General features: G+C 52.8%; 20 protein-coding genes and 1 pseudogene. 9 read left to right on the plus strand and 12 right to left on the minus strand.

The window, feature by feature from the left end; translation table 11 throughout:
* The first annotated feature begins 27 nt into the window (after positions 1 to 27).
* Genes GZH47_RS02035 through GZH47_RS02050 form a run of 4 tightly spaced genes read left to right on the plus strand, consistent with a single transcriptional unit; the run spans position 28 to position 4,106 of the window.
* Positions 28 to 1,584 carry a spore germination protein gene (locus GZH47_RS02035; protein WP_162638306.1) on the plus strand — a complete coding sequence of 519 codons (1,557 nt, stop codon included), beginning with the start codon at positions 28 to 30 and terminating at the stop codon, positions 1,582 to 1,584.
* Positions 1,571 to 2,677, plus strand: a complete 1,107-nt coding sequence (locus GZH47_RS02040) for a GerAB/ArcD/ProY family transporter (RefSeq protein ID WP_162638307.1) — start codon at positions 1,571 to 1,573, stop codon at positions 2,675 to 2,677. Before GZH47_RS02035 ends, GZH47_RS02040 begins: the two co-directional genes overlap by 14 nt.
* On the plus strand, positions 2,674 to 3,879 hold the full coding sequence (locus GZH47_RS02045) for a Ger(x)C family spore germination protein (protein WP_162638308.1): 1,206 nt from the start codon (positions 2,674 to 2,676) through the stop codon (positions 3,877 to 3,879). Before GZH47_RS02040 ends, GZH47_RS02045 begins: the two co-directional genes overlap by 4 nt.
* 5 nt (positions 3,880 to 3,884) lie before the next feature.
* On the plus strand, positions 3,885 to 4,106 hold the full coding sequence (locus GZH47_RS02050; RefSeq protein ID WP_162637930.1) for a hypothetical protein: 222 nt from the start codon (positions 3,885 to 3,887) through the stop codon (positions 4,104 to 4,106).
* A gap of 141 nt (positions 4,107 to 4,247) precedes the next feature.
* Here GZH47_RS02050 and GZH47_RS02055 read toward each other — a convergent pair whose 3' ends face one another.
* The 6 genes and pseudogenes from GZH47_RS02055 to GZH47_RS02080 form a co-directional block, all read right to left on the minus strand.
* Positions 4,248 to 6,872 carry an adenosylcobalamin-dependent ribonucleoside-diphosphate reductase gene (locus GZH47_RS02055; RefSeq protein WP_162638309.1) on the minus strand — a complete coding sequence of 875 codons (2,625 nt, stop codon included), beginning with the start codon at positions 6,870 to 6,872 and terminating at the stop codon, positions 4,248 to 4,250.
* 267 nt (positions 6,873 to 7,139) lie between these two features.
* A pseudogene (locus GZH47_RS02060) lies at positions 7,140 to 7,354 on the minus strand (hypothetical protein).
* Between the two features lie 206 nt (positions 7,355 to 7,560).
* Positions 7,561 to 8,004 carry a VOC family protein gene (locus tag GZH47_RS02065; protein WP_162638310.1) on the minus strand — a complete coding sequence of 148 codons (444 nt, stop codon included), beginning with the start codon at positions 8,002 to 8,004 and terminating at the stop codon, positions 7,561 to 7,563.
* A 52-nt stretch (positions 8,005 to 8,056) separates the two neighbouring features.
* A complete protein-coding gene (locus tag GZH47_RS02070; protein ID WP_162638311.1) occupies positions 8,057 to 8,938 on the minus strand; it encodes a TolB family protein in 882 nt (293 codons plus the stop codon).
* Between the two features lie 17 nt (positions 8,939 to 8,955).
* Positions 8,956 to 9,408, minus strand: a complete 453-nt coding sequence (locus tag GZH47_RS02075; protein WP_162638312.1) for a VOC family protein — start codon at positions 9,406 to 9,408, stop codon at positions 8,956 to 8,958.
* Positions 9,409 to 9,701: 293 nt separating this feature from the next.
* Entirely contained in the window at positions 9,702 to 10,742 is a 1,041-nt protein-coding gene (locus GZH47_RS02080) for a LacI family DNA-binding transcriptional regulator (protein ID WP_162638313.1), read from the minus strand.
* Positions 10,743 to 10,916: 174 nt separating this feature from the next.
* Here GZH47_RS02080 and GZH47_RS02085 point away from each other — a divergent pair, with 174 nt between their 5' ends.
* Positions 10,917 to 11,753, plus strand: a complete 837-nt coding sequence (locus tag GZH47_RS02085) for a sugar phosphate isomerase/epimerase family protein (protein ID WP_162638314.1) — start codon at positions 10,917 to 10,919, stop codon at positions 11,751 to 11,753.
* 131 nt (positions 11,754 to 11,884) lie between these two features.
* Here the strand turns inward: GZH47_RS02085 and GZH47_RS02090 are convergent, their stop codons facing one another.
* Complete coding sequence (locus GZH47_RS02090) at positions 11,885 to 13,267, minus strand: aminotransferase-like domain-containing protein (RefSeq protein WP_162638315.1); 1,383 nt, start codon at positions 13,265 to 13,267, stop codon at positions 11,885 to 11,887.
* A 150-nt stretch (positions 13,268 to 13,417) separates the two neighbouring features.
* Between GZH47_RS02090 and blaOXA the strand changes: the two genes are divergently transcribed.
* Entirely contained in the window at positions 13,418 to 14,218 is an 801-nt protein-coding gene (blaOXA, locus tag GZH47_RS02095; protein WP_225446507.1) for a class D beta-lactamase, read from the plus strand.
* A 171-nt stretch (positions 14,219 to 14,389) separates the two neighbouring features.
* Here blaOXA and GZH47_RS02100 read toward each other — a convergent pair whose 3' ends face one another.
* The 4 genes from GZH47_RS02100 to GZH47_RS02115 form a co-directional block, all read right to left on the minus strand.
* The gene (locus GZH47_RS02100) at positions 14,390 to 15,619 is read right to left on the minus strand and encodes a serine hydrolase domain-containing protein (protein WP_162638317.1); all 1,230 of its coding nucleotides are present in this window, start codon (positions 15,617 to 15,619) and stop codon (positions 14,390 to 14,392) included.
* 264 nt (positions 15,620 to 15,883) lie between these two features.
* Positions 15,884 to 16,399, minus strand: coding sequence for a hypothetical protein (locus GZH47_RS02105; protein WP_162638318.1), 516 nt, complete (start codon positions 16,397 to 16,399; stop codon positions 15,884 to 15,886).
* Between the two features lie 71 nt (positions 16,400 to 16,470).
* Positions 16,471 to 17,874, minus strand: a complete 1,404-nt coding sequence (locus tag GZH47_RS02110; RefSeq protein WP_162638319.1) for a sensor histidine kinase — start codon at positions 17,872 to 17,874, stop codon at positions 16,471 to 16,473.
* Positions 17,868 to 18,803, minus strand: a complete 936-nt coding sequence (locus GZH47_RS02115; RefSeq protein ID WP_225446327.1) for a response regulator transcription factor — start codon at positions 18,801 to 18,803, stop codon at positions 17,868 to 17,870. The genes GZH47_RS02110 and GZH47_RS02115 overlap by 7 nt, the downstream gene beginning before the upstream one ends.
* Before the next feature lie 181 nt (positions 18,804 to 18,984).
* Here GZH47_RS02115 and GZH47_RS02120 point away from each other — a divergent pair, with 181 nt between their 5' ends.
* From GZH47_RS02120 to GZH47_RS02130, 3 genes are all read left to right on the plus strand, one after another.
* A complete protein-coding gene (locus GZH47_RS02120; RefSeq protein WP_162638320.1) occupies positions 18,985 to 19,167 on the plus strand; it encodes a hypothetical protein in 183 nt (60 codons plus the stop codon).
* Positions 19,164 to 19,397: a phosphotransferase gene (locus tag GZH47_RS02125; protein WP_162638321.1), complete on the plus strand. Its 234-nt coding sequence runs from the start codon at positions 19,164 to 19,166 to the stop codon at positions 19,395 to 19,397. Before GZH47_RS02120 ends, GZH47_RS02125 begins: the two co-directional genes overlap by 4 nt.
* 273 nt (positions 19,398 to 19,670) lie before the next feature.
* Positions 19,671 to 19,886, plus strand: coding sequence for a hypothetical protein (locus GZH47_RS02130; RefSeq protein WP_162638322.1), 216 nt, complete (start codon positions 19,671 to 19,673; stop codon positions 19,884 to 19,886).
* A 114-nt stretch (positions 19,887 to 20,000) separates the two neighbouring features.
* Here the strand turns inward: GZH47_RS02130 and GZH47_RS02135 are convergent, their stop codons facing one another.
* Positions 20,001 to 20,231: a hypothetical protein gene (locus GZH47_RS02135; protein WP_162638323.1), complete on the minus strand. Its 231-nt coding sequence runs from the start codon at positions 20,229 to 20,231 to the stop codon at positions 20,001 to 20,003.
* Position 20,232 lies beyond the last annotated feature (1 nt).

Raw genomic sequence — 20,232 nt, forward strand, 5'->3', positions numbered from 1 at the left:
ATTAACCCATGGAAGAGGAACACTTGCATGAAAGCATTCCCTGCGAACAGAAGACCACAGACCTTTATCGACAGTGAACCGCTCCCTCCGTTATCTGCCAGCGCGGAGAATAATGTGAGCGTCATTCGGCAACTGCTCGGTTCTCCGTCCGACTTGTCCGTCCGGTCGTTCACGATCGGATCCGGCAAGCTTCCATGCGTGCTCCTATGCATTGACGGACTGATCGACAAGCAATTAATCAACGAGCAAGTGCTCAAGCCGTTGATCCAGCGTTTCGCCGATGAAATAACGCCGGAACCGGCAGAACTGCCGAACCTGATCATTCAAGAAATTTTATCTGTAACCGAAGTAGAGCTCGCGAACGCCATGGATGAAGTCGACAACGGGATCTTATCGGGCAATGCCGCCCTGTTCGTAGACGGCAGCGCACAGGTGGTTCTGATCGACTGCAAAGGCTGGCAAACCCGCGCCATCGAGGAGCCGCAGACCGAATCGATCATTCGCGGTTCCAGGGAAGGCTTCAACGAAAATCTCCGGACGAATACCGCGATCGTCAGGCGCATGTTGCGGGACAACCGGCTGCGTTTCGATTCGCTTAAGATCGGCCGCCGGTCCAAACGCGAAGTCGTGCTTCTGTCCATGGACGGAATCGTGAATCCGCAGCTTCACCAAGAAGCGGTCAGAAGATTGAAGAGCATCGACACTGACGATATTTCTGGATCCGGGACGGTGGAACAATTTATCTCCGACAATTTTCTATCCCCGTTCCCGCTCGTCATCACCAGCGAACGGCCGGACAAGGTAACGGGAGGCTTGCTCCAAGGGAGGCTCGCGGTCTTGGTGGACGGCGATCCGTTCGCCATCATCTTCCCGATTACGTTCTCGTCGAATATCCAATCGCCGGAGGATTTCTATCAGCAATGGTTTATCGCGATGGCCACGCGCATCCTGCGCATGATGGCCGCTTTCATCGCGACCTTCTTGCCGGCCATCTACATCGCGCTGCTCGAATATCACCACGGCATGATTCCATCCTCGCTCGCCTTCTCGATTGCCGGTTCGCGCGAAGGGGTTCCGTTTCCCGCCGTCATCGAAGCCTTCATGATGGAAGGGACGCTCGAGCTGCTGCGCGAAGCCGGCATTCGCCTGCCGAAACCGATTGGCCAGACGATCGGCATCGTCGGGGGCCTAGTCATCGGAGAAGCGGCAGTATCGGCCGGAATCGTCAGCCCGGTCATGGTTATCGTCGTGGCGGTCACGGCGATTTCCTCCTTCTCCTTCCCTTCCTATTCGTTCGCGATCGCGCTGCGGCTCGTCCGTTTCGCGATCATGCTGGCAGCTTCCCTATTCGGGCTGTACGGGATTATTCTCGCTTACATTATCATTAACATTCATTTCGTCAATTTGAAGAGCTTCGGGGTTCCTTATTCGGCTCCGTTCGCGCCTTTCTACTCGAAGGATTGGAGCGATGTCATCGTTCGGGCACCGGCCACCATGCTTAAAGAACGCCCGACGATCATTGATCCCGTAGACAAAACTCGACAAGCCGATAACAATAATGGAGACGACAATGAACTATTTTGAGTACGGAAATGACCGAATCGATACGTTGGAGATGGCCGCAAGCATCACATCGATCATCGTCGGCGTGGGCATTCTGACGCTTCCCCGGTTGATCGCCGAGACGACGCAATCGTCCGATGGATGGATTTCCATCGCCGTAGCGGGCTTCATTTTGATCGGCCTGGGCTGGGTACTGGCGAAATACTGCGGTTTGCTGCACGTCAAAGGTTTCTATGCCTTTAACGCGAAGCTCATTACAGCGCCCGCAGCCGCTCTCGTGACGATCGCGATTTCGATCTATTTCATGCTTTACGCCGCGTACGAGGTCAGGGCGATTGCCAATATATCCAAACAATACTTATTCGAACGCACGCCCGTAGAATATATCGCGCTGGCCTTCCTGCTCGTGGTCGCATACGGGGTCGCCGGCTCGCGCGAAGGCATCATCAGGCTCAACCTGCTCTTCCTGCCGCTCGTCATCGTCATTGCGCTGGCCGTGCTCATATTCAGCATCGGAATTATCAACGTCCATGACTTGAAGCCGTTTATGGTAACCGACTGGAAGGGGCTTGCCGCCGGGACCAAACAATGCATCTTCTCGATGATCGGATTCGAAGCCATTCTGTTCTACAGCACCATGATGAAGAAGCCGAAGGCCCTGCCCAAAGCGGTCGCCATCGGCCTCGTTATTCCGGTTCTGTTCTATCTAACGATCTATATCATCTGCATCGGCGTTTTCACGCAGCCCGCGTTGAAGGAAATCATGTATCCAGCGGTAGAATTGGCGAAGGAAGCGCAAATTCCCGGCGAATTCTTCGAACGGTTCGAGTCGGTCTTCTTCACCATCTGGGTGATGACCATATTCAATACGACCTGCATGGCGTTCGACGTGTCCATCCATGCGCTTGATTCCGTCCTGCCCAAAGTCGGCCGCATGAAATGGCTGTTCATCATCTGCCCCGTCATCTACTTGATCTGCATGCAGCCGCAGAATGCTTTGCAATTCAGCAAGTTTAGCGAGATCATCAGTTATACAGGGATAACGGTCGGCATCCTCATTCCGATCCTTCTGTATGCCTATGCGTTGATTCGAGGGGAGCGAGAATCGTCGTGAGAAACAAGGGCATTCGTATCGTCGCGATCGCTTCCCTCCTTTCGTTCGGGCTGACCGGCTGCTGGGACCGCGTTGAAATCAACAAGCGCGGGTTCGTGGTCGGCGTGGCTCTTGACCAAACCAGGCAGCAAGAAAGCCAAGAGAAGGACACGATTCCCGGGACCAACATGAGGGGAACGTTCCAATTCGTGGTGCCGGCCGGGCTTAAAACGTCTTCCGGCGGGACGGGACAAGGAGCCGCTGCCGGCCGGGGGTATTTCAATCTCGGCGTCGTGGAAAGCAGCATGGCTGCGTTGACGGCCATGCTGGCCGCCCGAACGAGCCGTTCGCCCTACTACGAGCATTTGAAGCTGATCATTATTTCGAAAGATATTGCCCGCGACGATTCCAAGTTCTCGGACGTGCTGGATTTCTTCCTCAGGGGCAAAGAAATGAGACGCGACATGCACGTCCTGATTGCCGAGAACGAGGCAAGCGATGTCCTGAACGTCAAACCGCTGAACGAGAATTACCCCATCTCGTACATCGAGTCCACGATTACCAACGTGGGAAATACCAATTATATGCTCCACGCGTCCCGGCTCGGCGACATCCATGAGTGTCTCCTGCGCAAGAACAGCTTTACGATCCAGAACGTCCGCATGACCCAAGGAGCCATCATGCTGACGGGAGCGGCGCTGTTCGACGGTAACGAACATCGCATGCTCGGCGAGCTGAACGGCGAGAACACGCAGGGGCTTAACTTTCTGACCGATCAGGTCAAAGGCGGAATCGTCGAGACGGCGTACAAAGACAAATCCATCGCTTTCGAGATCATTCGTGCCTCCCGGAAGATCAAGCTGGTGAATAACGATAACGGCAAATTGAAATTCGCCGTTACGATCAATACCGAAGGCACGTTCGTCAAGTCGGCGAAAGACGTGGATTTAAACGATCCCGCCGTGTTCAATACGATGGAGAAACGCTTCGAAACCGAAATCGTCCGCGTCGCGAACATTACCTTGAAGACCCTTCAACAAACGTACAAGAAAGACGCGATGGGACTGGGAATGTACCTATTCGAGAATCATTACCGTACCTGGAAGAAGGTCGAGCCCGATTGGGAACAAGGACGGCAGCTGTTCGCCGAAGCGGAGATCGAAGTGAGCGCGCATGTGAAAATACGACGGATCGGCGACATTGACGAATCGGAAAGAGGGTGAGCAGCGTGTGGGAATCCATTGCAGGCGTTCTTCCTGCGGGTTCGATTCTGATTTGCACGATCTTGTCGGCGACGCTCCCGCTTCTCGTCTATACAGTCAATAAACGGCTGCATGCAATCGGCGATCCGCCCTGGATGAAGCAGGCTGCGCCGGCGCAGGACGGTCCTGGCGACCCGAAGACCGAAGCTTCGGGAGCGAACGGCCAGCAAAACCCGTCGACCCCATAGAGATGGGAGTCGACAACAAAAACAAGCGATCATTCGAGATCACAGGTCGGCTAACCTGCTCGAAGATCGCTTGTTTCTGACGCGCGCGCATGCTAAATAGAAATTCACATGTTCACGATGCTGGACTAGACCCGAAAAACATTAATTACACTTGCTGAACCCGCAATTGCTGCACTGTTTACATCCTTCTACATTAAGAAGCGAGGCAGATCCGCAGGATGGGCACAAGTCGCGCGAGGTGACTTCGCCGTGATGAAGCGAATCATCCGCCGCGTAAGGCGATGCAGCTTGAATGGCCGGAGCGGCTTTCACCGGCTCGTAGGCGGCTGCCTGCTCGTTGGTGCTCTCGATATGAATCTCCAGCGATTTCGCTACCGCATCGGCGATCGATTCCACGCGGTTCGAGCCAAAGCCGATGGCGCCTGTACCGCCAATGCCTTTCAAATGCTTGATCAGGAGCTTCACCTTGTTGCCATGATCCCCGTAACGAAGGAACAAGGAGCATACGCGGCCCAGCGCTTCCGCCATCGCGAAGACGTCGGAGCCCGCTTTGCCTACATTTAAGAAGATCTCCCCCGGAATGCCGTTCATATCATTGATGGTAATATATGCCATACCAAACGGCGTATTCACCTTATACGTTGCTCCGCGGAGTACTTGCGGACGGCGTCTGTACTGCTTGTCGAAGTCCTGCTCCGCCTGCGGCGAAACTTTCGTGTTCAATGCCGCATTGAGCGTGCTGAGCTTGCCTTCCTCTTTGACCGCTTCAGCCGTTGCGGCTGCTTCCCCGGCAGCGGCTTCTCCAACAGATGCCTCTCCAACAGCCGAATCCGGCTTGTCATCCTTCTTCGTCGACAATACCTGGACATCGCGGCTGCCGTCGCGGTAAATCGTTACGCCTTTGCAGCCCAGGTCGAATGCGAGTTCATACAGCTCTTTCGTTTCTTCGACCGTAAAGTCGCTTGGACAGTTCGCGGTCTTCGAGATCGAGCTGTCTACCCAGCGTTGGATCGCCGCTTGCGCGCGGATATGATCCTTCGCCGACAAGTCCATCGCCGTTACGAAGTAATCGGGCAATTCTTCGCCCGGATGCGCATCCTTCCAGGATTGAGCAATAGGAACAAGCTGCTTGTCGAAGCCAAGCCGGCTTTGTCTGAAATATTCGAAAGCAAAGTAAGGCTCGATGCCCGTCGAAGTGCCCACCATCGTACCCGTGCTGCCCGTAGGCGCCTGCGTAATAACGGTCACGTTGCGAATGCCTTTGGCCAGCGCCGCTTCGCCGACTTCCGGGAACTCCGAGATCATGTTCTTCATAAAGCCGCTTTGCAGGAATTTCTCCGCATCGAAGGCTTCGAACGAGCCTTTCTCTTCGGCGATCTCCGAGGATGCAAGATACGCTTCGCGTGCCATGAAACCATATATTTTATCGAGGAACAGAAGCGATTCCGGGCTGCCGTAACGAATATGCAGTTTGATCATCAGTTCGGCGAGACCCATCGTTCCAAGACCTACGCGGCGCTCAAGCTTCTGGTTCCTCTCGTTCTCTTCAAAGTGATAAGGTGTCGTATCGATGACGTTGTCGAGGAAACGTACGGACCACCGCGTTACTTTCGCCAATTCTTCCCAATCCACATCATGCTTACCTTCATCATAGAACTTGGACAAATTAATAGCCGACAGGTTGCAGACGCCCCAGCCCGGCAGCCCCTGCTCACCGCATGGGTTCGTACAGATGATCGGGTTGAAATACCAGCTGTTCGACATTTGATTGTAGTATTCCATGAAGACGACGCCAGGCTCGGCCGATTTCCATGCGGATTCAATAATCGTATGCCATACGTCGCGCGCGCGAACGGTTTTGTAAGGCACGACGCGTTTACCGAGCTTCTTCCAGGCGTCAAGATCGCCCGTCCACAGTTCATCGTATTCCGGATCCTTCGTATCCGGGAACACCAGCTCCCAGTCCAGATCTTCCTTCACAGCTTTCATGAAACCGTTGCTGACGCAGACCGACAGGTTCGCATTGGTTACTTGGCCCATGGTCTGCTTCACCGTAATGAAATCGACCACATCCGGATGCCAGTCGTTGATCATGAGCATCAGCGCGCCTCTGCGGCTTCCGCCCTGTTCGATCAAGCCGGTCGTGTAGCTGAACAGGCCGCCCCAGGACACCGCGCCGCTCGAAGAGCCGTTAACGCCAGCCACGATCGCGCGGCGAGGACGCAGCGAAGACAAGTTAATCCCAACGCCGCCGCCGCGGGCCATGATCTCCGTCATTTCCGTTAAAGTCGTCATAATGCCGCCGCGGCTGTCCTTAGGCGAAGGAATAACGTAGCAGTTGAACAACGTTAATTCTTCGCTTGCACCGGCACCGGCAGCAATCCGGCCGCCGGGGACCAGTTTCCAGTCATCCAGAATGTAACGGAAACGCTCGGTCCACGTCTGCTGCTTGTCTTCGCCTTTCTCGGCGCCCGCCATCGCACCGGCCAGGCGGTCCCACATTTCTTCCGGCGTCTTCTCGATCGTAAGCGTTAGTTTCTCCACGCTTGTGGTTACCGTATCCCCGCTTCTGAGTCTTACGGTTACTTCCGAACCGTTGCGGCCGACGACTTCGCCGACTTCTTTGGCCGGGAATTTCGGATCGTCCTTCGTCAGGACGAGAACGATGTCTCCGATCGCCGTTTGGCTCGTATCCGCATTCTTCCAAGCGTAACGGTCCAAAAATATTTTCTCGCTGAGACCTTCCAATTTCCGCGTCATTGCCATCCGATTGGTCCTGCCTCCCATGTCCCCTTATATCGCGTGCACACCTGTTATTGTATGTGTTCGGGAAACTATATATTGTGTGTCTTATAAGTATACTACACTACATATGGGTAACACATGCCGAGTTTCACCTATTTCTACGCTTTTCCGCGCTTACATCACCTATTCTCTTTCTATAGCTTGTCCGTTCGTGCATTTTGCTCATTTTTACGCGTCCGAATCGCCTTGGTTTTCACGATCGTTCCTTGTTACTTCATTCCCGTACCGTTATTTCTCCCAGAGCTCGATCAAGCGGCCATCCGGATCTTCTATCCAGATAAACGCGCCAAATTCACTGCTCTCCGGTTGTTTCGCCAGCGGCACGCCAAGACGTTCAAGAGGCTTCATCGTCTCGTCTAGACTTTCAATACTTCGCCGTACCATTTCTTGATTTCGTCCAGATTCTTCGTTCGCCAAAATATGCCTCCGACACCCGTGATCATCTCATCCAGCTCCTATCTGTTATCAATAAGCTTCCGAGCGGCTTTACAGTAGTATCCCCCTGATCTCGGTAACATCAGCCACGATTGCTGCAGGACGATGCTGCGTTAGTAGAATTATATTGTATGGGATTCAACACCGCGCAAAAACCCGCAGACAATCAGCATCTGCGGGTAAGTCGGCACCTATTCGCTCCATCGCATCGTTCCTAGTCGATATCGAGCAGTTCGAGGATAACGCCCAAATCATCCGTACTTTCCACATAGGCGTATTTATCGCCGTTCTGAATGAGCGGGAAACCGAAGGCTTCAAGCTTGGCCGCCGTTTCCATCATGCGGTTCTTCGCTTTGAAGGCAATATGATGGACTCCGGGACCTTTCGTATCCAGGAATTCCTTCCACGTCGACGGATCCTCCGTCGGTTCGATGAACTCAATGACTGTATTCTCCATATGGAAGAAAGAGAGCCTTACTCTTCCTTGCGTAGGCTGCCCCAAATAGGTCACCGTGTCGCTGCCGTCATCATTCGCCATAATGATCGTTGGAGCAGGAACGCCAAGCAGCTCGGCAAATCGGTTGGTAGCCTTCTCCACGTCACGAACGATCATTGCGATCTGGCAAACGAAGGTTGTTCCTAGAATCGTATTGTCCACGTTGTTTCTCCTCTCATCTTCACGAAAGTATGCAGCCGATAGCCGGCCTCGATTAATCCTTCAGCCTGTAGCTTACGAAAGCAAGCTGCTTATTGTCCGGTGACCAGGAATTGACGTTTAAAGTGCCCTGCCCGCCGAACAGTTCTACAAGCGTACGGCTGTTGCCGCCCGATGCGGACAGGATCCGAATCTCGACATGCTTATTCGGGGGATGATCTCCCGGAGCGACATCATCCTTACGATAAGCAATGTAAGCTACCGATTCGCCATCAGGGGATACGTGAGGGAACCAATTATTGCTTTCGTCGATTGTCATTTGGACCTGATCGCCGCCATCGGCATTCATCCGCCACACCTGCATCAGGCCTGTCCGAACCGAGTTGAACCAAATATGCTTGCCGTCAGGAGAATATTCGGGTCCGTCGTTAAGCCCGGCTGCGTCCGTCAGCTGGGTTTCCAGTCCGCCGTTCACCGGAATGGTGTAAATATCGTATTCGCCGTTACGCTCCGCGCAATACGCAAGCGTACTTCCGTCCGGCGACCAGCCGTGCAAGTAGCTTGGCGCCATCGGGGTGACGAGGGTAGGTTCGCCGCCCTGCAAAGGGAACGTATAGATGCGGGACTCGCCGTCCTCGTAAGTATGATGACTGACCGCCACGCGCGAATTGTCCGGCGAAAGCACGTGATCGTTGTTGCATTGATTGGCGTAGCCCGATTCGATGACGATGCTGTCTCCCGTTTCAAGGTCGAAGCCGTACAGCCGGCCCTGGCTGTTATAGATGAGCCGTTTACCGTCGCTCGTCCAATTGGGCGCCTCTATCAAATAATCGAATACGGCCAGCGTACTGCGTTCGCCGCTAATGACGTCAACGGTTTCCAGGACGCTGGTTACGTTTCTGCTTTCGGCCTTGCGCGGCTCAATTAATCGCTTCATCGCTGTATCTCCTTCACTTAAGCTCTTGGCTTGATATTCAAATTAACGCCCAAATCTTCTTCGCTGTCCACGATCGTCCAGCTGCTGCCGGGATAGTAACCGATCGTTCGCATGACATAGCCCATTTCCTCCAGCTCGCCGATAACGGCGTCGCGCTTCTCGCCGACCTGGAAGCCCAGATGATGAACGCCGTTTCCATGCTTGTCGAGGAACTCGCGGAACGTGCTTTCATGCTCGTCCGGTTCGTGCAGCTCGATGATGAATTTGCCAACCTGTATATTGGCGAGTTTAAGGCCGTAATAAGCGGGCTTGCCGCGATAAGTCAAATCGGGATTGTGGGACGGTGGATGATTGTGGATCTCGGGTACGGGCACGTTGAAAAATTTCGCCCAAGTCTCGGCGGCCTTCTGAATGTCTTTGACTACAATGGCGATCTGTATAAATCCGTCTAATTCAACATTGTTCTCCATCGCTAAAGCACCTCATTTCGCCTATGTACAATCGCTTCAAGATTCGTGAACACGTGTCCACGGCCTCATCATACACAACTCGTAAAAGCGCTGTCAATCGTTTGTTTATATGCTAATATGGCATTACTAGCTAAGGACGTCGTAATTCCGTTTATGTAAACGCGCGTTAAACTAACGTTCTATCCCTTGCCATGATCCGATTTCAAGCAGCAAGAAGAGACCCGCGGCTAATTATCGCCGCGAGTCTAATGGAACGGTATGGCGTTTGCAGGGGAATCGATTTCGCCCGGTTCTCAGATTCTCCTGCACGAATCTCTGACGACCAGACTGCACTCCATCGTGATCTCTTTCATCGCCAGCGGCTTCTGCTCGATCAGCGCAATGAGGAATGACGTCATCCGCTTCAGCATCTCGCTCATATCGACGCGAATCGTCGTCAAAGCCGGATGATGCTTCTCGCTCAGCGCATGATCGTCAAACCCGATGATGGAGATATCGTCGGGGACGCGTATTCCGTGTTCTTTGAGTGCGCGGATGGCGCCGAAGGCCACGCTGTCGTTCGCGGCCACGATTGCCGTCGGCAGCCCGATCTTGCGGGCAAGCAGCGCCTGGATGGATTCGTAGCCGCTAGTTTCGTTGAAATCGCCGTCCAGCACCCAGTCCGGATTGATCGTCAAGCCGCACATCCCCATCGCCTGCTTGAACCCCTCGTGTTTGGTCCGACCCGAGAGCCGGTTCATATCCCCGTTGATCGCACCGATCTGCGTATGGCCGAGCCCGGATAGATACGCTACAGTCTGCTTCATGCCGGAATCGTTATTGAAATTGGATACGATTCGATTGGGCTCGGGATGCTCCGGCAGCTCCTGGTCGACGACGCCGATGACGAAGCCTTCATCGACCAACTGTTCAATGAATGGCTCCCGGTTATCCGCGCCGATAAAGATGCCGCCGTCGATTCTGCGCTGAAAGAAGATTTCCCTGACATTTTGGATCATCTCGGTGTCTTTCGCGTCGCGAATAATATGCGTCAAGACGTAATATCCGTGTTCGGATGCGTGTTCAATGACGCTGACGATGAGCATATTCGTCAGGATATCGCCGGAAACTCTGCCTTGCTCGATAAGAAAGAGCCCGATCGTGCGGGCACGCTTCCCTGCTAGAACCTGTGCGGAGGCATTCGGAAAATAGTTATGCTCTGCAATGACTTTCAACACTTTGTCGCGCGTCTCGGCGGGTACGTTGGAATAATTGTTGATGACCCTGCTTACCGTGCTTCTGGATACCCCGGCCAGCCGAGCGATCTCCGTGCTGTTGATGTCCGATTTCTTCATGTGACCATCCCTTTGTCATAAACGCGTGTTTATGTAGTAAATGATACCTATGCCTCACGGGCATTGTCAACTTATTCGAACAATATCCACTTGAATGAACACGCGTTTATGATATGCTAATCGTAGCTAGACTTGATAAGCATAACTAACCTTGAATACAAAGGATGGGATTCCATGCGTCTTGGCGGACAAGTATTTCTAGAACAGAAAAATCCCGAAAATTGGGCCCGTGCCCTCGTAGAGGCAGGTTTTCGAGCAACGACCTGCCCCATTAACGGCGACGACAAGGATATCGCCGAGCTTGACGATTATCTGGCCGCGGCCCGGCAGCATGATATTCTCATCTCGGAAGTAGGCGCTTGGAGCAATCCGATCAGCCGGGACGAGGCGACGCGAAGGGCAGCCATTAACTACTGCATCCAACGGTTGGAGCTGGCTGAACGGATTGGCGCGCAGTGCTGCGTCAATATCGCCGGATCCCGCGGCGAACAATGGGACGGCCCCGACCCGGACAATTTCAGTGACGACACCTTCGAGCTCATCGTGGAAACGACACGCGAGATTATCGACGCCGTCAAACCGGAGCGTACCGCCTTCGCCTTGGAGATGATGCCATGGGTGTTTCCGGATTCCGCGGAATCTTACCTGTCCTTGGTCAAAGCCATCGATCGCAAAGGCTTCGGCGTTCATTTCGATCCGGTGAACATCATCAGCAGCCCGAGAGAGTATTACCGCAACGGCGAGATGATACGCGACTTCTTCGCCAAGCTCGGCCCGCATATTCGCAACTGCCATGCCAAGGATACGCTGCTGAGAGGCAGCTTGACCGTGCATTTGGACGAGGTACAGCCCGGTAAAGGCAATCTGGATTATCGGACCTTCCTTACGGAGCTGAACAAATTGCATCCCGATACGACGCTGATCATCGAGCATTTATCGACCAACGAAGAGTATCGTCAGGCAGCGGCGTACATTTCCGGTATTGCCGGGGAGCTGCAAATTTCTCTGTGATTACGTTTGCTTGCATGATTGGTTATTACGCAAAAAGCCCGCAATCGCTGTCTGCTGCAGTCGATTGCGGGCTTTTACACGTCCATGTCCCTGGGATTAATTCTAGAGGTCCTTGTCTTGAAACTGTTCCCCTAGCTCCGCTCTACAAACCTCACTTCCGTGCGCTGCCTAAGCATCTCGCGGATCCCCTCGCCGATGGCCCGTATGCCGGGCTCTATGAGTCTATCCTCAACCTGCGAGACGCTCAGCCTGAGCACGCCTTCCTTCCGAAATTCTGGCAGATACAAATGCCGGGCAATACCGACGCGCACACCGCGATGCAGCAGGTGGTCGGCCGCGGCTTGCGCCTGAAGAGAGGCCGGCAGGACGATCGTAGTGTAGAAACCGGAATACGATCCGGTGAAAGAGGTGCCTGGCGGCAGATGCTTACGGTATGCTTCCTGCAGCAGCACCGACTTACGGCGGTATATCTTCCGCATCCGGCCAATATGGACAGCGAACATGCCGCTTTCGAGATATACTTCGAGCGCCCCTTGCGTCAGCAGAGGCGAATGCACGTCGGCTGCAGCCTTCGCTCGCAGAAACCCTTCCCGCAGTTCTTCCGGCAGCACGGCCAACCCGAGGCGCAGACCGGGAAGCATGACTTTGGAGAAGCTTTTTACATAGATGACTCTCCCGGACGGATCACAGGCAAACATAGGATCATTCTTCGGATCGCCGTCAAGGTCGCCCATGTAATCATCCTCGATGACATACACGTTATACCGCTGCGCCAGTTCCACCATCTTCCTGCGCGCTTCGTTCGTATGGCTATAACCGGTCGGGTTATGGAACCGCGAGACGGTATAGAAGAATTTGACGTCCTTGTCTCGGAACAGCGCTTCCAGCCGCGTTAGATCCATGCCGCCTTCCTCGTACGGGATGCCGAACACTTCTCCGCCATATCCCCGCAGCAATTCAATCATGCCGGCATGTACCGGTTGTTCCACGACGATGTTTCTTCTCCCGTTCGGAAAAGCCAAATCTATCAGCAAGCACAGTGCCTGCTGAGAACCAGTCACCACATAGATGCGTTCAGGAGGCGTGAAAACCTGTAATTCCCTCAGATGCCGTGCCAGCTGAAGCCGCAGTGAAGCTAGACCCTGACCTTCCGAATAGGTGAACATATCCTCCCGGTAACGCTCAATGGCCTCGTTCAAGCAATGCTGGAAATCCCGGTAAGGCATGGCGCTTCGGTCCGGACCAGCCCACTCGAAATCAATGATTTCCCGAACCGACGCTCCCCCTCTAGAATTCTCCCCTCGAGGGCTGCGGTGCGCAACATAGTAACCGCTTTGGGGCACGGCATAGATTCGATGTCTGCGTTCGAGCTCCGCATATGCCCGAATCACCGTATTTCGGCTGCAGTCGAACGCTTTTGCCGCTTCTCGAATGGAAGGCAGCTTGTCTCCCGGACGGCGCTTCCCGTCCTTCATCTCTTGCAGAAGCTCTTCCACAATCGCCTCGTACAGCATCTTCCTCCGTGCTCCTCTCAATTAACTGTACGGGTACAATGACCGCAAACGGCGATGCAACCATACCGTACATTCCTCTATACTCTGTGTTGTCGACACGAGCCTTATTGTTACGCCATTAAGAAGAAACACGAGGAGGAATACCATTTGATTACCTGGAATAAGAAAAGCCGAATCATCCTCGCACTCTCCGCCGTTCTGGCCGCTGGTACAACGTGTACGGCCTCACTTCCCGTGAACGCCGCATCGAAAGAGACGAAGCTCGCTTGCGGGAATCTGTTCCATGATGTGCAAGGCACCTTGATCATCAAAGACCTGAAGACGAATCGCGTTCTCGTCTGCAATCCCGAACGAAGCCGGCAGCGGTTCACCCCGGAGTCGTCGTTCAAGGTAGCGAACGCGCTTATTGGTCTCGAGGTCGGTGCCGTGCGGGACGAATATGACGTGAAGCGTTGGGACGGCGTCATCCGGCCGTTCGAGGTGTGGAACCGGGATCATTCGCTGGCTTCGGCCATGCGGGCATCCGCAATCTGGTATTACCAGGCGATGGCTCGGGACATCGGGTCCGAGCGGATGAAGAACTACGTGGAACGCATCCATTACGGCAATATGGATATTAGCGGCGGCATCGATACCTTTTGGCTGAACAGCACACTGAAGATATCGGCGGCTGAGCAGATCGGATTCATGGAAGATTTGGTTGACGAGACATTGCCGTTTCAGGAGCAAACCATGAAGACCGTTAAGCGGATCATGATCGATAACGACCAGGACGACTACATTGTACATGGCAAAACAGGCACGCGGCTTTCCGACATGGGCCTCGGCTGGTATGTAGGCTACGTAGAGCGCGGGAAGCGCGACTGGGTGTTCGCCGCTAACGTAGACAGCAGCGGCACGACTGCCAAGACGATCACGCTGGATGCCTTGAAGAATCTCGGTATTATGTAAATCGCATCATTGAACCCAATTGCTTCATAAAACCAATAGAATGGAAAACAGACCGAATCCAGTATAGATTCGGTCTGTTAGTGCACAGGAAACGAAGGATTCACATGGTTATCTTCTTCTTGAGCCTCATGGAAATGGAAGCGCCGCAAGCTGCAAGCCGCAAGCGCTGTACTAGTCTTCGATTGCCTGGTAGACCGTGGTCCAAAAGTCGTGGATCACCCGCGCCGAATCCGGGGTCGTCATCCCGACCTGCGTGAGCAGGATTCCAGTGAGCTGGTTCCGCGGGTCGGCGTAGGTCGAGGTGCCGCTTCCTCCATCCCAGCCGAACTGTCCGATTGGTGCATAATCACCGCGGTAGGTACGCACCGCCATCCCCATGCCCCAGCCGCCGTGCTGCCCTTGGCCGAATGAAATATGGACGTTGTTGGTGGCCATGGCGTGCCTCACGGCTTGCTGCTCAGGCGTGAGGCGATTGGTGGTCATCAGTTCGACGGCGGGCCGGGACAAGATTCGATCGCTTCCATGCATTCCGTGATTCAGCAGCATCTGGAAATAGGCGTTGTAATCATCGACCGTGGAAACCAGCCCGCCGCCTCCGCCTTGGAATGCCGGAGGCTGGCTGTGGCGTCCCCCTTCGGCTGGATCCCATACATGGAACGCTCCAGTCTGCGGGTCTGGCGCGTAGAGAGGCGGCAGCCGGTCGATCTTGTCAGCGGACAAATGGAATCCGGTGTCCTTCATACCCAGCGGTTGGAAGATACGATCGTGCAAGAACGACTCGAACGATTGGCCCGTGACTCTGGCGACGAGTACGCCGAGCAGGTCGTTGCTGATATGGTACTGCCAACGCTCTCCTGGCTGGTACATCAGCGGCAGCGTGCCAAGGCGGCGCATCCACTCATCCGGTTCGGGCATCGGCACCGGCAGATCAGGCGTGAGCCCCTGCTCGAAGATAGCGCCCATGATCGGCGTGCCGAGCGACGTCATATCCATGCCAAGCCCGAAGGTAGAGGTCAACAGATCCCTTACGGTAATTGGTCGTCGCGCCGGCACGGTGTCGTCCAGCGGGCTGTCGATTTGCTTCAGCACCTGCCGGTTGGCGAGTTCCGGAAGCCATATCTCTACCAAATCATCCAGCCGCAGCCGGCACTCGTCGAGCAGCACCATTGCCGCCGCGATCGAAACCGGCTTGGACGTCGAGGCCATCCGAAAGATGGTGTCCCGGCGCATCGGCGTACCGCCGTCATGGCGCATCGTGCCAAGCGCTTCGACATGCGTCTCGCCGTTCCGGCTGACCAGTGCGGCCAGCCCGGGAATCTTCCCGGATTCGACATGCCGTAGCAGCACATCGCGCAGTCTGCGCAGACCTGTTTCGGAGAAGCCGTTGTTGATTTGTCCCATGCTGAATCCCTCGCTTTACGATTATATCAGACTTTATGATGTAGACCTTACATCCGTATTTGTACTTCATGGCTGAGTGCCCGATGTCCATTCCCTTAAAAGCTAGCAGTATTTGCAGCATACGGCAATGTGAAGAAAGGCTTAATCGGTTTACATATATTGTCGATTAATCTTGGCGATTGGCTGCATTCACAAGGAAGAATCGCTACCTATCTCATTAGGTGAATATAAAAAAAGCCCGGCCGCTAAGCCGGACTAACATCACTATACGTTCATTGCGGTTAATGAGGGTTGCAGGCTTTGCTGCAGCGCGAGAATTTGTTCTTTCAGTTGAATGATTTGATCTTTGAGGGCAATAATCTGCTGCAAATCGGCTATGTCGGCATTGCCGGCTTTCTTGGCAGCCTTCACTTGGGACCATAACGCTTGCTTCTGCGCGCGAAGCGTTACGATCGATTGATGCTGCGCTTTGATTTGGCTCTCCACGCTCATTAGGGATGCCTTCAACGCTGCTTTTTGTTCTTTTGTCAGCTTGTTTCGTCCAGCCTTGCTGGCATCATGGAGCGCTTTGATCTGAGCAGTCAATGCTTGCTGTTCGGCTCTCAGCGTATTCAATTGCGTCTTCAGTACCGCGGTTTGTTGTTTCCATTCCGCGTGTTGGGCTTGCTTGGCCGATGCAGCCTGACTGTTCGTATCCGTGCTGGCTGCAAAAGCAGATTGCGCCGCAGATGCCGTAAGTGCTAGTCCCAATACGGCTACGATCCATTTCTTGTTGTTCATGTTTCATTTCCTCCAGTTCGTAAAATAGTCTTACATCTTCTACTCTACCGGGAAAATGTATCAAAAGTTTGTCATTCCGCTTTCAAGGGAAGTCTCACCTGGATCTCCGTTCCTTGTCCTACTTCCGACAGGACGACGATTGATCCTCTGTGCGCGTGAACGATATATCGGGAAATCGTCAGTCCCAGTCCGTATCCTTTGGAGGAACGGCTGGATTCCGCTTTGTATAACCGTTCAAACAGATGCGGGAGATGCTCGGGCGCGATTCCATTGCCGTTGTCGTGGACGATCATGCGAACCTTGTCCTTGTTGCTTCGTAAACGGATGATGACGCGAGTCCCTTTATCATTATGATTGATTGCATTCCCGATTAAGTTGATTAAGACTTGCCGGATGCGCAGCGGATCCGCCTGTACCAGGAGGGGATTTGCTTGGTTGGCATCGACCAGCAATTCCATGTCCGTTAATGCTGCATTAGGTTTGAATTGCATGACAGTCTGTTCAACAAGTTCCGTCAGATTGACCGTCGTGAACTCAAACTTGATCTGATGCTCTTCGAAAGCGGACAATTCATGGATATTGTCGATCAACGTTCCAAGCCGCAGCGATTCCGCCAAAGCTGCATCACCGAACTCCTTCTGTTCCGCTTCCGAGAGCAGGCCATCCGATAACGCTTGAAGTGTAGCCCGGATGCTCGTTAGCGGGGTTCGCAATTCGTGCGCGATTTCCATGATTAACCGTCTTCGTTGTTCCTCGATGCGTTCGATGCGCTCGGCCATCATATTAAATGACGAGCCTAGCCTCGACACTTCATCTTCCCCTTGCGTCTGGACGCGAACGGTGAAATCTCCTTGGGCAACGGATTGGGCTGCCTTATCCAGCTTACGTATCGGTTCTACGAACCGTCGCGTGGCAAGCCAGAGCAGCACGATTAACGGTCCGACGGCTGCAAGCGCAACCAGCCATATGCTTCTTCGGATGGGCGCTGCCAGTTCCTTCACGTTCGTTACGGAAGAATAAACGAAGACCGAAGCCACGTTCTGATTGTTCCTGTACAACGGGAAGCCGACAATAAGCATTTTCGCGTCATCTTGCTTCCGAAACTTCGCGATCTTTTCGATGCGCGCGCCATTGTTAACGGAGATCACCCAGCTCTTGATATCGGGCCGAACGCCAACCGCATAGAGATCCTGTTTAAAATAGTTCGTTTTTTTCCCAAGGATGCTTATGGAGACTTCATGCTCTTTTTCGATCGTTTTCAATTCTTTGCGAAACTCCGGTTGCGTTAAGTTCCCTTGCGAGAGCTGTTCGTATAGCACTTCTACGGAACTCGCTTGTTTATCTAATTGATTGAAGCTCTGACGATAAAAGTCCCGTTGCACGAACCAATTCAGAGAGATGCTTAGAACAAGAAGAATGGCAATCGTAATGGCAATCGAAGCCAACAGCCATTTTCGGAAAATGGAATTCAACATGATGGAATGACCTCGAATTTATATCCTACACCCCATACGGTAGCCAGGTTCCACCCAGTCCCCGTTCCTAATTTGCGGCGTACACGCTGTATGTATAAATCCACGACGCGGTCCTCGCCCTCGTAATCCCATCCCCAGATTTGCGAGATCAGCTCTTCGCGCGAATATACTTTTCCAGCACGTTGAATCAAGAAGGCAAGCAATTCAAACTCGCGCCGGGTCATGTTGATCGGTTGCGCGTCTATGGCGACGGTAAGGGAATCCAATCGGATCGAAAGGTTTCCAATGTTTAACGGGGTCATCCGGGTCGCAGGTACATCCGCCCGCTTCCATTCCGATCTCCGCAGCACGGCATCAATGCGAGCAAGCAATTCATTCGGATCAAAAGGTTTGACCACATAGTCGTCCGCTCCTAGGCGAAGACCTTCGATGCGTTCATGGGTCTCGCTGCGAGCAGTCAACATGATGATGGGAATGAGCAGGTTCTCTTCCCTCAGTTGTCTGCAGACCGACCACCCATCCAGCTTGGGAAGCATCAGGTCGAGCACCGCCAAATCAAACTGCCTGGATTTGATTTTGTCTAATGCAGCTGAACCATCATTGGCATCTTCTACTACGTAGCCGTTTTTGGTCAAATACAGCTTTGTTATTTTAATAATCGATGGATCATCGTCGACGATTAATATTCGCTTATGAATGAGTGACGTCTCCTTTGTTTGGCGGATAGCTCCATTATAAGTGATTATGTTGATATACAAGAGAGGCGATTTCTGTTTATGCCATTCAAACAAGTTCACGCCTAAATCTTCCTCGCTGTCGACGATCGTCCAGCTGCTGCCGGGATAATGCCCGACTGTGCTCAACGCGTAGCCCGTCTCTTCCAGCTCCCCGATTATCGCGTCGCGCCTATCACCGACCTGAAACCCCAAATGATGGACCCCATTGCCATGTTTGTCTAGAAACTCGCATTCGGGACCTTTTATTTTAACCGTTTTGTACCTTGAAACGGTTTTAAGTGATCCTGTACAGTCGTATCATGCTTTTAACTAGATTACTAATAGTGTGCCTTCAACGATATTTTATTTCCGACATTTATAAGGATGGCTGTATATGAGCCAAGATGATACCGCTTTGCAAATCAACGAAATATTTGAAATCTTAAAAGCCCGGAATATTTTCCCGGATGTCGTAGCGTTTTATCAAAAGAACGACCGCATCACGGATTACTTATTAGATAACAAATACATGCTGGTTCATGGAAGGAGGGGCATCTTGAGTACATCGAGTTTTTGAGAATCGGCCTGGCTGAAATAAATATGGAGTTAGAAAGTAAAAACGCAGTTACGGCGGCATTTGATTACATCCATACTCATATTGACTCTTTGGATTATCAAACGGGAGCTAAACGATTGCATAATGATTTACACCCTAAAAACATTATTATCAATGAAGGTCGCTTAGCCGGCATAATAGATTGGGAATGCTCGCAATTTGGAGAATCGGACTTTGAATTGAGTCATTGATTTCATTGGTACATCTATTCACCGATTCCTGGCAACAAGCTTGGATCGTTACTAAAATCTATCGTTGTAAATCTACAAATTGCCTCGAGCGTACCCGATTTAGCCAAACGTCTAACCATCTATCAACGAGAACATGAGTGAAATCAGTTGATTTGGAATGGCAAGAAGCAAGAGGAAGAGCGAATACGAAGAATAAATGGATGGCTCGATGGCCAAATTAATGCTTTATTGGAAAACTGGCTGCCATTTGTCTAAAGGAGGTGAGCGAGTACGATGCTTAATGAGTTCATCAATAAACAGGTCACTATCTTCTTTATTGGCGGCCAAAATGTATCAAAAGGAACGATTACCGAAATTGACGAGAAATTCGTCAAATACAAAACGCAAATGTACGAGCATATCATTCCTCTGACCGCGATACGTAACGTACAGCTGCAGGTCGGCGAACGTCCGAGGAACAAAGCCGTATATTACGGCGGGTCCGCATAGATATTCAACTTGATTCATCGCGTGCTGTAGCCCATATTTCCCACAATCCAAGAAGAGGTTTGCCGGAATCTCCGACAAACCTCTTAACTTATCCGCTTCTTCCCTGCTTCCCCCTTATTCATCCATTGCCCAGCGATCGGTCAGTGACAGCAATACCGATACGTTCACCACGTTCTTGATCGGAACGTAGTCCACGCCTTGCTCATGCCGCATTTTCACGCGATTGTCCCCCGTCAAAGCTTCAACGGCCCCGGTCACATGACTGCCGTTCATCAGTGTGAGAACGACTCGGCTCTGCTTCTCGACTGCCTGCTTCAGTGTCCCCAAGACCTCTGCAATGTTCATC

The sequence above is a fragment of the Paenibacillus rhizovicinus genome, from assembly GCF_010365285.1.
GTDB lineage: Bacteria > Bacillota > Bacilli > Paenibacillales > Paenibacillaceae > Paenibacillus_Z > Paenibacillus_Z rhizovicinus.

Excerpts from the sequence above, each read along its gene's own strand:
- GZH47_RS02035 (WP_162638306.1), top strand. The coding sequence starts at position 28 with ATGAAAGCATTCCCTGCGAACAGAAGACCACAGACCTTTATCGACAGT.
- GZH47_RS02040 (WP_162638307.1), top strand. The coding sequence starts at position 1,571 with ATGAACTATTTTGAGTACGGAAATGACCGAATCGATACGTTGGAGATG.
- GZH47_RS02055 (WP_162638309.1), bottom strand. The coding sequence starts at position 6,872 with ATGGCAATGACGCGGAAATTGGAAGGTCTCAGCGAGAAAATATTTTTG.
- GZH47_RS02070 (WP_162638311.1), bottom strand. The coding sequence starts at position 8,938 with ATGAAGCGATTAATTGAGCCGCGCAAGGCCGAAAGCAGAAACGTAACC.
- GZH47_RS02075 (WP_162638312.1), bottom strand. The coding sequence starts at position 9,408 with ATGGAGAACAATGTTGAATTAGACGGATTTATACAGATCGCCATTGTA.
- GZH47_RS02080 (WP_162638313.1), bottom strand. The coding sequence starts at position 10,742 with ATGAAGAAATCGGACATCAACAGCACGGAGATCGCTCGGCTGGCCGGG.
- GZH47_RS02085 (WP_162638314.1), top strand. The coding sequence starts at position 10,917 with ATGCGTCTTGGCGGACAAGTATTTCTAGAACAGAAAAATCCCGAAAAT.
- GZH47_RS02090 (WP_162638315.1), bottom strand. The coding sequence starts at position 13,267 with ATGCTGTACGAGGCGATTGTGGAAGAGCTTCTGCAAGAGATGAAGGAC.
- GZH47_RS02100 (WP_162638317.1), bottom strand. The coding sequence starts at position 15,619 with ATGGGACAAATCAACAACGGCTTCTCCGAAACAGGTCTGCGCAGACTG.
- GZH47_RS02105 (WP_162638318.1), bottom strand. The coding sequence starts at position 16,399 with ATGAACAACAAGAAATGGATCGTAGCCGTATTGGGACTAGCACTTACG.
- GZH47_RS02110 (WP_162638319.1), bottom strand. The coding sequence starts at position 17,874 with ATGTTGAATTCCATTTTCCGAAAATGGCTGTTGGCTTCGATTGCCATT.
- GZH47_RS02120 (WP_162638320.1), top strand. The coding sequence starts at position 18,985 with ATGAGCCAAGATGATACCGCTTTGCAAATCAACGAAATATTTGAAATC.
- GZH47_RS02130 (WP_162638322.1), top strand. The coding sequence starts at position 19,671 with ATGCTTAATGAGTTCATCAATAAACAGGTCACTATCTTCTTTATTGGC.
- GZH47_RS02135 (WP_162638323.1), bottom strand. The coding sequence starts at position 20,231 with ATGAACATTGCAGAGGTCTTGGGGACACTGAAGCAGGCAGTCGAGAAG.